Annotated in this window: 10 protein-coding genes; all 10 read right to left on the reverse strand. The window is 52.1% G+C overall.

The features are described 5' to 3' along the window. Window positions 1–150: 150 nt before the first annotated feature. Window positions 151–1,449, reverse strand: coding sequence for a pyrimidine-nucleoside phosphorylase (locus tag FD30_RS08285; RefSeq protein ID WP_056944636.1), 1,299 nt, complete (start codon window positions 1,447–1,449; stop codon window positions 151–153). 33 nt (window positions 1,450–1,482) lie between these two features. Next, complete coding sequence (locus tag FD30_RS08290) at window positions 1,483–2,439, reverse strand: sugar-binding transcriptional regulator (RefSeq protein ID WP_056944637.1); 957 nt, start codon at window positions 2,437–2,439, stop codon at window positions 1,483–1,485. A gap of 43 nt (window positions 2,440–2,482) precedes the next feature. Next, window positions 2,483–3,187, reverse strand: a complete 705-nt coding sequence (gene deoD / locus FD30_RS08295) for a purine-nucleoside phosphorylase (RefSeq protein ID WP_056944638.1) — start codon at window positions 3,185–3,187, stop codon at window positions 2,483–2,485. A gap of 24 nt (window positions 3,188–3,211) precedes the next feature. After that, a complete protein-coding gene (locus tag FD30_RS08300; RefSeq protein ID WP_056944639.1) occupies window positions 3,212–4,399 on the reverse strand; it encodes a phosphopentomutase in 1,188 nt (395 codons plus the stop codon). A gap of 21 nt (window positions 4,400–4,420) precedes the next feature. Further along, on the reverse strand, window positions 4,421–5,110 hold the full coding sequence (gene deoC / locus FD30_RS08305; RefSeq protein WP_056944640.1) for a deoxyribose-phosphate aldolase: 690 nt from the start codon (window positions 5,108–5,110) through the stop codon (window positions 4,421–4,423). A 189-nt stretch (window positions 5,111–5,299) separates the two neighbouring features. After that, on the reverse strand, window positions 5,300–6,145 hold the full coding sequence (locus FD30_RS08310; RefSeq protein ID WP_082604865.1) for a metallophosphoesterase family protein: 846 nt from the start codon (window positions 6,143–6,145) through the stop codon (window positions 5,300–5,302). Between the two features lie 525 nt (window positions 6,146–6,670). Next, window positions 6,671–7,585, reverse strand: coding sequence for a ribonucleoside hydrolase RihC (rihC, locus tag FD30_RS08315; protein WP_024747223.1), 915 nt, complete (start codon window positions 7,583–7,585; stop codon window positions 6,671–6,673). Between the two features lie 81 nt (window positions 7,586–7,666). Then, window positions 7,667–9,001, reverse strand: coding sequence for an NCS2 family permease (locus FD30_RS08320; RefSeq protein WP_024747222.1), 1,335 nt, complete (start codon window positions 8,999–9,001; stop codon window positions 7,667–7,669). A 254-nt stretch (window positions 9,002–9,255) separates the two neighbouring features. Continuing rightward, window positions 9,256–10,524, reverse strand: coding sequence for a NupC/NupG family nucleoside CNT transporter (locus FD30_RS08325; protein WP_024747221.1), 1,269 nt, complete (start codon window positions 10,522–10,524; stop codon window positions 9,256–9,258). A gap of 258 nt (window positions 10,525–10,782) precedes the next feature. Continuing rightward, window positions 10,783–11,607, reverse strand: coding sequence for an alkaline phosphatase family protein (locus FD30_RS08330; protein ID WP_056944642.1), 825 nt, complete (start codon window positions 11,605–11,607; stop codon window positions 10,783–10,785). Window positions 11,608–12,818: the final 1,211 nt, after the last annotated feature.

Consider the following 12,818-nt stretch of genomic DNA (forward strand, 5'->3'; position numbering starts at 1 on the left):
AAAATTGATAGATGAATTATAGTTTTTCATCTGTCAACCTTAAGGGGACTATAGCAGGTTTTACAGAGCTCATCTTAGAATATTTAATTGGCCTAGCGAACCATTCAGTGAAGTTCCAAGGCCATCAAGGTAACCGCTTACATTAAAACTTTAACGAATGGTTTCGTGAATCAACGTGACGGGATCCGCGTGATCGCTGATTGTGATGTTTTGGTACAGCAGATCTTTGATGTCATCGACGTCTTCCCGGTTACTGTAAATGGTCAGCAAGGGTTCGCCAGCTTCCACGGCATCCCCAATCTTTTTATTCATCATGATACCGACCGCGTAGTCCAGCTGGTCATCCGCCTTCTGGCGACCACCACCTAAGAGCATCGACGCAACCCCCATCTCATCTGCGGCTACGTGACTAACGACGCCGCTGGTCTTAGCCGGTAGCGCAATCTGGTAGGTCGCTTGCGGCATGATTTCAGGGTGGTCAATCACCTGCCGATCGCCGCCTTGGGCCGCAATCATGTCCCCAAACTTAGCCAGGGCGGACCCATCGGTGATGGTCCGTTCACACATGGCCCGGGCTGTGTCTAAGTCGTCAGCCTGCTTAGCCATTACCACCATGTGGGCCCCTAACGTCAGTACTAAATCAGTGATGTCTTGCGGTCCTTCACCCTTTAAGATGTCAATGGATTCTTGAATCTCTAAGGCGTTCCCGATGGCATTCCCTAACGGCTGATTCATATCCGAAATGATGGCCATGCAATCCATCCCGACGCCCTTACCGATTTCCACTAAGGCGTGCGCTAAGGCCCGGGAATCATCGAGCGTCTTCATGAAGGCTCCGGAGCCCGTCTTGACGTCGATGACCAAGGCGTCGGTCCCGGACGCAATCTTCTTACTCATGATCGAACTGGCAATCAACGGAATCGAGTCGACCGTATCCGTCACATCCCGTAAGGCGTAGATCTTCTTGTCGGCGGGGGCGATGTTCCCCGTTGCCCCGACGATAGCACACTTTACATCCTGAACTTGATTTAAAAAGTCCTGTTCGGCAACTTCTACGGTGTATCCTGGAATCGCTTCCAATTTATCCAAGGTCCCACCCGTATGGCCGAGTCCCCGTCCAGAGATCATGGGGACCGGAATCCCTAAGGCAGCGACGATGGGCGCTAACGGAATACTGGTCTTGTCGCCCACGCCACCGGTCGAATGCTTGTCAGCCTTGATGCCGTCAATTCCGGATAAGTCCAGGTGGTCCCCCGACTTCATCATGGCCATGGTCAGCGCCGAACGTTCCGCGTCCGTCATGTCCTGGAAGTAAGTGGCCATCAGAAAAGCACTGATCTGGTAGTCCGGAATCTTCCCCGACACCACGCCGTCTACGAAAGTCTGAATTTCGGCAGACGTCAGTTCGTTACCATTACGTTTCTTATCAATAATATCAACCATTCGCATGGGTTGATCACTCCATTCCTTGTTGAAGATCGCTTAGTCAACCGCCGTTGCTTTCAGCAACTCGGCCGCAGCGTGTTGATCAATAATCAGGCAATTGGGATAACCGCCCTCTAAAGCTGCTTGAACAGCCGGTACCTTCGCATCCCCGGCCGCCACCAGGATCGAATGTTGCTTCTTGCGGAGGTCATCCAACGAGATGCCAATGGTCCGCTGGTTCAACTCGGGGTCGACAATCTGGCCCCGTCGGTCGATGTACCGGGAAAAGATATCCCCGATGGCATGGGCTTGCAGGTACTGCTTCTCCTGGTCCTGCAGGTATTCGAGTTGGAAGAGCCGCGCCGTTTTCCGGACGGTCCCCACCGAATAAATGGCAATGTTGGCCTGCCGCCCTAAAGCCAGCAGGTGTTGAATATGCTGTTCTTTTTCCACTAATTCCTTAGTCTGTTGATGGTCAAAGATGACGGGTAAGGGCAAGTACTGAGGCACCGTGTGGAAGGCGTTCGCAAAGGCTTCCAGGCTTTCAAATGCGTAGGTGTGTTCCTTGGCGTAGCTCACGCCCCCCTTAAGCTGGACGACCTCGACCCCGGTCAACGCGTCCGGCTCCAGGTTCATCCCAATGGCGTAGATGGTCTTCCCCCACCCGATGCCGATGATATCGTGTTCGGTCACGATCTGCTCAAGGTAGCGTGCCGCGTACTGCCCGACCTTGTTGACCAGGTCGTTTAACGGGGTCATCTGCGTGGGCACCACGTGAACTTCAATTGCGTACTGTTGCTTAAGGGCCGTCTCCAGCGCCTGAACCGTCTGCATGGGATCCACGATTTTAATCTGAACCAACCCCTGTTGGCGGGCGAACTGAAGCAACCGCGATACCGTAGGCCGGGAGATGCCCAGTTGTTGTGCAATCTGGCTTTGACTCTGATCACCTTGATAGTAGAGCTTGGCCACCACCAAGCTTTGTTTTAGTCGTTCGTCTCTAGTCTCTGCCATTCCCTGGTACTTCCCATCTATCCGAATTTGTCTGCTGGTTCGTTTAACGAATCGCGGCTTCTAACGCCACCTTGATCATATCGTTAAATGATTTTTCCCGTTCCTCTGGTTTCGTCGATTCACCCGTGATCAGATGGTTACTGATCGTCAGAACGGAAAGGGCCTTGACCTGGTACTTGGCCGCCAGCATAAACAGTGCTGCCGATTCCATCTCCGTAGCGACCACCCCATAGTCAATCAACTTCTGGCGGTCCATCTCATCGTTATAGAACCGATCTTCGGCTAAAATGTTACCAACCTTAACGGGAATCTTCAAGTCTTGCGCGGCGTGGTAAGCCGTGTCTAACAACCCAAAGTCACTGATGGGGGCGTAATAGATTCCCGGACCAAACGTGTTTTGGATAATCGCTGAATCGGTCGAGGACCCTTGGGCGAGCACCACATCTCGGAGCTGTACGTCTGGGCTCATCCCACCAGCCGTGCCTACGCGAAACAGCTTCTTAACGCCGTAATCATTGATCAGTTCGTTGGCGTAGATTGAAATGGAAGGAATCCCCATCCCCGTTCCCTGAACGGAGATCCGGTGGCCTTGGTAGGTCCCCGTGTACCCGAAGGCGTTGCGCACCCGGTTATAACAAACGGGGTTGTCCAAAAAGGTCTCGGCGATGTACTTCGCGCGTAACGGATCACCGGGCATCAACACGGTGTCGGCAATATCACCCATTCGGGCTTCTAAATGATTACTCATGATCGACGTCCTCCTGTCGGTTGTCTAGTTAAGGTCTGCCAAGAAGCTGTGGCCTCGGCCGTTCCCTGTGACGTTAAAGTTATCCAGGACCGTGGCTCCAAAGTCGGCAAATGGTGAACGGATGCCTAAGCTGCCCCCCTGCTTGAAACTAGGTGAGTAGGCCAGCAACGGCACTAATTCGCGGGTGTGATCCGACCCCGTATAGGTCGGGTCGTTTCCGTGGTCGGCTGTGATTAACAGCAGGTCATCATCGCGCAGGTTCGCCAGCACCGTCCCGAGCCGCCGGTCAAAGTCCATGAGTGCTTGGCCAAAGCCTTGCGGATTCCGCCGGTGGCCGTACATCGCATCGAAGTCGACCAGGTTGATGAAGCAAAAGCCCTCAAAGTCTTCCGCCATCACGTGATCCACGTGGTCCATCCCATCCATGTTGCTTTCGTTATGGTAGCCTTCGTCGATGCCGTGGCCGGAGAAGATATCGTTGATCTTCCCAACGCCCACCACGTGGACCCCGGCGCTTTGCAGGCGGTCCAGGTCCGTCTCACCGGTCGGTTCTAAGGTGAAGTCACGCCGGTTCGCCGTCCGGGTAAAGTGCTGGGCGTCCGGTCCAACGTACGGCCGAGCAATAATCCGCCCGACTAAGTATTCGGGGCCGTTCACTAACGAACGGGCATAGTCACAAATCTTGTAGAGTTCCGCCAGGGGAATCACGTCTTCGTGGGCGGCAATCTGGATGACGGAGTCGCCCGAGGTATAGACGATCAGGTCGCCGGTCCGCATCTGTTGTTCGCCAAGTTCCGCGATGATCTTGGTCCCCGATTCAGGACGGTTCCCGATGATCTTACGGCCAGAGAAGGCTTCTAGCTTGTCCAAGAGGTCCTGGGGAAAGCCGTTAGGGAAGGTGCTTAACGCCTTGGTCACGGGCAGCCCCATCATTTCCCAATGGCCGTCCATGGAATCCTTACCGGCGGAGATTTCCTGCATCTTACCGTAGTAGGCGTGCGGGTCAGGATTGACGGGGACGCCCATGATCGGCGTGCCGTGCAGGTTGGACAACCCTAAGCGAGCCAGGTTGGGCAACTGTAAGTTTCCCTCGTAGAACTGACCCACGTGGCCCAAGGTATCGGCCCCCTGGTCACCGTACTTCCCGGAATCAGGCGCCGCTCCCGCACCGACTGAATCCATGACTAATCCAAAAATTCGCTTAAATGCCATCGTTCTTACCCCCTGTTCCCGCTAATAACCGGCGTTCTGGTCAGCCGTCTGGTCCGTCAGAATGGCCACGGTCGCGCTGACCCCTAACCGACTGGCACCGGCCTCAATCATGGCTAAGGCTTCGGTTTTACTGTGAATCCCGCCGGAAGCTTTGACGCCTAACCGGTCACCAACGGTCTGCCGCATTAACTTCACGTCGGCGACCTTCGCCCCGGCCGTGGAGAATCCGGTCGACGTCTTCACAAAATCGGCCCCGGCTTGTTCACTAAGTTGGCAACCCAGCACAATTTCGTCGTCGGTCAATAAGCAGGTTTCTAAGATGACTTTCAAGAGCTTGCCCTTGGCGTGAACGGCTTCGGCGAGGGCTTGAATGTCGTTCTTGACAACGCTTTCATTTCTGGCTTTTAATTCACCCACGTTGATGACCATGTCGATTTCTTCGGCACCTTGGTCGATCGCGGTCTGTGCTTCAAAGACCTCGCTTGCCGTTGCCATGGCTCCGAGGGGAAAACCTACAACGGCGATGGGATTAACATCACTATCTTTTAATTGTTCAGTCACGAATGGAATCCAGTACGAGTTGACGCAAACTGAAGCCGTATTGAATTGCTTGGCTTCGTCGCAAGTCTGCTTGATGGAGGCCTCCGTTGCGTCAGCTTTTAAGTTCGTGTGATCCATGTATTTGGCGAGTGCTTGAGTTGTTAATGTCATTTTTATGAAACCCCTTTCATTTGCTCAACAATAGGATATCGTATTCTTGAACAAATGTAAAGATGGTTTTTGAAATTTTGTTCTTTCGTTCAAAAATCCAGCTAGTTGCCGCTAATAGCGCCGCTTCGCGTGGACGCTAAAAAAGATTACCGCAGTCCCCCACGGTAATCCTCTGAACTGATCTGATGGCTACTGGTACGGTTGGCTCAACCGTGGCCGGTGCTTGGCAAACCCCGTGTTCCCCACGTCGATTGTCCGCACGACCTGTGGCTCAAACGCTAACGGGCGTGTGGTCACACTGGCGACACCGCGTTGAATCGTGATGACGTTGTAGCTGGTCGCCGGATGGACTCGGTGCTGGTGTGGATCTTGGCAATCCACGTAGTTGGCTGCCCCACTGACCACCGTCACGGGCAACCCGTTATCGACTAAGTAATTGGCCGCAAACTCAACGTGGCCCGCGTAAATCCCGCCAATGTTGTGTCCGTGGAGAATCGCCAACAGTTCGCGATTATTCTGGAGCAACGTATAGCGCATATCACGCAAGGACGGAGCGTCTAGCGGGTGATGTAAGAAGAGAAATGCCCGTCGCCGCGGTGCCAGGTGCAGGTTCTTGTTCAACCAATCTAACTGGTCGCGGCCTAGCCAGCCGGCGGTGCGCCGGGAACGCCATTTACTGTCTAAAAAGTAAAAGTCCATGTTCTGATAGACCTGCTTATAGGCGTAGTACGGCACCGTGCGCTGAAGATACCCCGCGTTAAAGGCCGTCCGGTCGTCTTGATCCCCCAGGACCACCTGAATCGGGACGCCTAATCGGTGACTCTGTCGGTGTAAGTAGGTGCGGAGCCACTGGTAGTCCGTCGTGGCCCCGCTCTGAAACAAGTCACCACTGATCACGATCAAGTCCGGGTCCAGGTCGTGGGTCGTCAGATCCGCCCAAATGGTCGCCAACGGTCCCGGGGTCGGCGACTCGCCCGCTCGGGTTGCCGGTGTCAGTTTGATATCGGATAAATGAACCACTGTAAATTTATTCATGCTCGCGCGTCCCCCCATCGCAAAAAAGTGGCAGTCGTCGTGTTTCCCCCGGACGACTACATAGCTCGACCAATGGTGAAGCTACCTCTCAGGATAGCGGAATCATGTAAAGAATTCGTATGGTCCGTGTCAACATCGTGTAAAGTTTTCACAGTTACCCGTCCCACCGTGCGCTAAAAAGGCGCAACGCCCCGCTCGCAGTCGGGAACCATTGCGCCAAACTCAATCGACCATCTTCAACCTACTTGCCGGGTTTCTGGCGAAACCACAGCATGGGTAACCAGGACAAAATAATCAGAAGCAACGTCTCACCTTGCATGACCGTCATCCAATCATCTTCCTTCCGATTACCTTAATCGTAGCACGGGCGTGTCGCGAAACCGTATCGATAACGTTTCGTTCGTGTAAAGATTACAAACAAAAAACGGCCCCGTCACTGCCGCGACTTCCCGGCTAGGAAGCCCGCAGTGACGGGGCCGTTCAACTTAGTCAACTTAACCCGTGTCAACTAAGCCGTGATGTTACTTACATCTTGATGTTCCGAACTTCTTGCATGAACCAGTCGTTGAAGGCTTGGTCGTCGATGTCGACGGAAACCTTGGCGTTGGTCTTGCCGTTGTGGTAAGCCCCCCGGATGTCTCCGACCGTTTCACCGATAGCTGGGCCTTGGGTAACCACGTCGACCCACATATCTTCGGTCTTGATGGCTTCTGGGTGCAGCAGGTAGAAGATGGTGTTCACATCGTGCATCGCGCTACCCTTGTCGCTGTGGTCACCATCGTTGATGATGATGTCGTGCAGCATCTGGCCAGCTTCGTTGATGTGTTGTAACTTCTCGATGTTTTCGTTAGTCAACAGCGCCTTCATGGTGATATCCAGGCCAACCATGACAATCGGAATCCCGGACTTGTAGACGATAGCCGCCGCATCTGGGTCGGTGAAGACGTTGAATTCAGCGGCACTGGTCATGTTCCCCTTACCCAGGGCACCACCCATGGCCACGATCCGGTCGATATGGCTCTTCACTTCTGGGTATTCAGAGAAGAGTAAGGCGATGTTGGTGTAAGAACCCGTTGGCACTAAGGTAATGGGATCTTGGCTAGCCATGATCTCATCGTGCAGGGCTTCAACGGCCGTCTTGTTCAGTGGCTTAGGCAGGTCTTCTGGGAAGTCGTAACCTGGCATCCCGGATTCCCCGTGAATCCGTGCAGCGTCTTCGAAGTCCTTGAACAGGGGTTGTTCGGCACCGGCAGCCACTGGAATGGACTGGTTGAAGAACCGTACGATCTTCAACGCGTTCTTAGTGGTCTTGTCGACCGTAACGTTCCCAGCAACCGTGGTGATCAACTTCAAGTCGATCTTCGGGTCGTTGATGGCCATCGTCAAAGCCGCTGCATCGTCGATACCAGGGTCGGTATCCATCAAAATTTTAATTGTCATTGTGATTTCCTCCTCAGGATAAAACTTGGTTTAAGTAATTCTCGTAACCGCTTACGATTACCCGCAAAAGGAAAGCCCCCACTACAGCAGGGTGCTAAACACCAAGTCTAGTAAGAACAATCCTCCCAACAGGTAGAGTGGCCCGGTGACTTCGTAAGTCCGCCCTAAGGCCAGCTTCATAATCGGGTAAGCCACGAAACCAAACGCTAACCCGGTCGAAATACTGTTGGTGAATGGAATCAACACGATAATCAGAAACGCGGGAAACCATTCAGAAAAGTCGCTCAAATCAATCCCGGCAATGGCGGCCATCATCAGCGCCCCCGTGATGATGATCACGGGCGCAATCGCTGCGGACGGCACGTAAGCCAGTAAGGGGACGAAGAGCAGTGAGAGCAAGAACAGTAGGCCAGCGACTAACGCCATGACCCCCGTTCGGCCCCCACTTTCGATTCCCGAGGCACTCTCGGCCGCGGCAACCGTGGGACTGGTTCCCATGAACCCGGACAGAAAGGTCGTGACCGATCCGCCCTCAAAGGTCTTCTTGAACTTCTTCTGGTTCGGTAACAAACCTTGGACCAGCCCCATGGACTCGAAGACCAGAATCATGGTCATCGAGAAGGCGGCCAGGATGAACGGAATCGTGAAGAAGCTTGAAAAATCATTCTGAAAGACAATCTTGTGATACTGGCCTAAACGGGCCAAGTCGACCGTCGGGGTCCCGCTATCCTTCACGCCCAAGAAGAACGCGAGGAGGCTGGTCGCCACGATGGCGATGAAGAAGTTTCCTTTGACCTTACGCAGATACAAAATCAAGCTCAAGGCCAAACCGAACAGTGCTAACAGCGGCGTTGGCTGGGTCAAATCCCCCAATTCAATCAACGACGACTTACCGGCCACAATCAAGCCGGCTTTTTCCAGACCAATCTCGACCAGATACAGGCCGATACCGGCGGTGATGCCGTGCTTTAACGACTCCGGAATCGACGCCGATAGGATCGTGGAGACCCGGGTAAACGCAATCAGCATGTAGACAAAGCTGGATACCGCCGCAATTCCCAACGCTTCCTGCCAACTGAGGCCCATATTGACCACGATGGTGTAGGTGAAGAAGGCGTTGACCCCCATTCCCGGCGTCAGGATGATGGGCGCGTTGGCCCAGAAGGCCATGACCATACACCCGAAGAACGACGAGAAAATAGTGGCGAAGATGCTGAGATCCATGGGGATCCCCGCGTCCTTTAGAATTGCCGGATTAACGACAATGATGTACGAAATGGCGAAGAAGCCGGTGACGCCGGCGATAATCTCATTCCGTAAAATATCTTTGTGATGCCACACTTCACGCATGGGCATCTCATTCGCAAGATCATTCAGTGACGCAACTTGGTCTACCTGAACTGGTTCCTTTTCCATACAAATTCCCTAGCTTTCAATACGGCTAATCCCACCGTACAAACTTCACGGGCATTGCAACCGAATGGTCTCACGCATCCGGCTGGGTTTCACTCCCCACTAGGAAGGTCGGCACCCGTGCAACCATCATAGACTGAACCCACAACGGTCGTCAAGCCCCTAAATCGACGGGCCCATTAGACACAGATAGCCCAGAAACTAAGCGCCTCTGGGCTATATCACTGATTGTCTATCAATCAGATGTTAAACGGTGATTACCAAACGAACAGACCAACGATCCCGGCAGACATTAAGGATACCAGAATCCCGGAAAGCAACATGTAACCAACGTTCTTGGAAATCAAATCGTTCTTTTCACGGTCAACCATACCCTTGAAGGCACCGATGATCATCCCAGTCGTCCCGAAGTTGGCGAATGACGTGATGAAGACGGTCAGAACAGCACGGTAGTGAGCGGAGAAGAGGTCTGGGTTGTTGATCTTGCCGACCAACTTACCCATGACAACGAATTCGTTCGTGACTAACTTAGTACCCATGAATTGGGCGAATTGGAAGGCGTCGTGGACGTTCAGACCCATTAACCAAGCAAATGGGAACATGATTACACCCAAGATGTGTTCCAAAGTCAGCCATGGGTTGAACAGCATCAAGATCTTATCGATCATGGCCGCTAAGGCAACGAAGGCGATAACGTTAGCCGTGATGATCAGAACCAGACGACCGGCACCCAAGATGGAGTCACCCAAGAAGGAGAAGAATGGTTCGCGCTTCCCGTTTTCTTCGGCCCCATCGGCTTCGGCAGCTTCAGAAGCAGCACCAGCACCGCCGACCTTGGCGATCGTATCTTCTTCAGGTGCGACCTTAACAGGGTTCAGCATGTTGGTAATAATAATCGCGTTCAAAATGTTCAGTGGAACGGCGGTCAAAACAAATTGACCAGGCACCATTTGGGTATAAGCCCCCAAAATGGACGCCGTGACACAAGACATCGACATCATGGCTAAGGTTAAGTCACGTTCCTTACGCATGGTCTGTAATTGCAACTTGGAAACGGCTAAGGCTTCCGTGTTCCCTAAGAACATCATTTCAACAGAGAAGAATGATTCGAACTTAGGTTGACCGGTAACGAAGGACAGGCCACGACCAACCCACTTGATGATCCAAGGCAATACCCCGATGTAAGTCAGGATATCGAACAGTGGAACAATCAACAAGATTGGTAGCAGAGCACTGGTAATGAAGTTCATGGACTTCGCAGTCCCACCATACATTGGCGTTACCCAGTTAGGTAAGGCAAAGATGATCCCTTGGTAGGAAACTTCAACCAACCAGTTGAACCCGTCCGCGGCACCTTGCACGATGTCCCGTCCAATCTGGAACCCAGTTAAGAACCAGGCCAGTAACAGGTTGATGACTAAAACGATCCCAACAGACCGCCAGTTGATATGCTTCTTGTCCTTAGAGAACAGGAAAGCGATAGCGAGGTAAACAATTACCCCTAAAATATTAATTGCGACTAACATTGGTCAAAATACCTCTTTCCGATATTGTTTAACGCAACGTGGCGCCCCACGTTCAACGTTTATGACACGATGCTGCTGCAGAAACTATGTACGCATAATTTCTGTTACGACCAACAAACCGGTGACCAACGACCACGAAACTTAGCGGGATTTTGGTGAAAAAATAAGTGATATGACAGTAACCGCTAACCCTTGCATTCGTGATCATTCGATATCCGGTTGGAACTCGTTGCCCCACCCCCTTTCAGTTTTCTTCATTTATTGCGTTAATTCATTCAATAAGCTATGTCCGGTCGTCGTCGGGGCGACGCCGTAGTTCTCGAGGACCGTAGCCCCCACATCCGCTAACGTCCGGCGAATGCCCAACGCGTGACTTGCTTGCCGGGATGGTGAATACACCAACAAAGGCAGGTATTCACGGGTCGGTGTCGGCCCAAAGGTTGGGTCGGCGGCGTGGGTCGCGGTCAGAATCAACAGGTCGTTGGCCCCCAAGTCATGAATCACCTGGGCCAAATGTTGATCCGTCATCTGCAACGCCTGCGCACTGGCCTCCAAGTCCTGATGTTCCCCCGCAAAGCGAAATTCCGGCAAGACCACGTAAGTCAAACCAGAGACTGGGGCGTTCAACCGATCATATAAAATCTGGAAGGCCGCTTGATTGGTCCCAACTTGGAACCGCTCAGCGGGCGTCTGGGTCGCCAGGTAGCTCAAGAACGGCCCGGCTAAGGTTACCGAGTACCCCGCCGCCGTTAACGTCGTGAAGACGCTTTCGGTACGAATCGGACCCGTGTAATCCCACATCTCTCGTAGACCCGTTGCCCGCCGATTATCTTGTGCAGCCATGTGCAAGCGACCAAAATAACCAGTCGGTTGTTCCACGGGTGGAATTCCGGGGATTGGGTTCGTAATCCGAATATTGCCAAAGCCTAATTGCTGTAATGTTGGGAGACTCAGGTCTCCGAGCCATTGCTGGGCAACGTGGCCAATGGTATCCGCACCCACGGATTGAAAGCGGTTGGCATCGGGGGCTTCTCCCATGCCGACACCGGCAAGGTCTAAGACAAAAATGCGATGAAAAGCCAACGGACACCCTTCCTTTCTCATCGGCGACAAGAAAGAATCGCTTTCCCGCGCCGGCCTTAGTAATAATATACCTTTTCCGGTGAGGGCTGTAAATGCTTCTCGCGGGAAAACTTAAGAAAAAGCATTTTTCCCGAACATTATCTGAGAGACTCACCGATTGGCTTCGGAAGTTGTTACCGCTCTCAATCCCTGCTCAGTGTTTGCTAAAAGGATTTACCTATGACACTAATCCCTTTCTCATTTTTGACAATCCGCGAAGCAATTCTCAAAATCCTATGTATCCAAATTGCGCCGAGGAGCTAAACCATAAAAATAGACTTCAAGCAAGGTTAGGAATCAGCTTGAAGTCCATTAGTTCGTAGAAAGGAGGTTGCGATCCGTTAATTTCCGTTTCGTAATCGTATTAATCCTTAATCGCCTCATAAACTTTAATTTCTCCCGAGCTGCCGCAGTCGTTCTTCATTTTGTTTAGTTTCTGACTACCGTCTCGGTGATACTGAAGAACTTAATTCCTTCATTGGTTCTGACCAACTGTCACTGGTAACGATTCTTACTGAAATCTTTGTGCTGCCTGCCAGACCAACATTCGAGCTCTAGTACTGCATTCGTGACTCTGTTTGCTAAATCTTAAAACATCTCAGTTACCACAAAGCTATTCAATTTTCTGTGAAGTGTCTTGCCAATTGATTCTTCTAGAGTTCGTTAGAAGGTTTACCTGTCTTACATGTTTCGAAAAGGTACCTCTACTGTTGCCTAAACCTGAAACCTAAAACATCTAAGCTTGGTGCGCTGGTACATGTGTTGCATTCTGGAACTGGTACTTTGTTGACTCAGACTTACGTGAAAACGGAAATCTGTTTCTAACTAAAGCAGTGTATCAACTAGATCAAGTGTTGCTGTGAATCGCAACTCCTAATCCTTTCTACACTGGTAATATACCACATGCTGTAAGCGTTTGCAACAGAATAGACACAAAAAATTTCCTGGACAGTTTAACCCCCAAACCACCCGCTAAATAAAAAAATACTGACGATCCGTCATCGGCGAATCATCAGTACAGGACACCCGTGGAGCGCCCCCGCTATGGGGTCTTGTTTGGAGGAAAAGTGACGCTAGCCGCTTAGGCGCTGACCGGGCGTTAATTAGAAACGCGTCTCTAGGTGGTGGGACTCACCACTCACCTTCGTTATAACGCGAAACTTACGGTATTG

This window comes from Levilactobacillus namurensis DSM 19117 (assembly GCF_001434785.1).
GTDB lineage: Bacteria > Bacillota > Bacilli > Lactobacillales > Lactobacillaceae > Levilactobacillus > Levilactobacillus namurensis.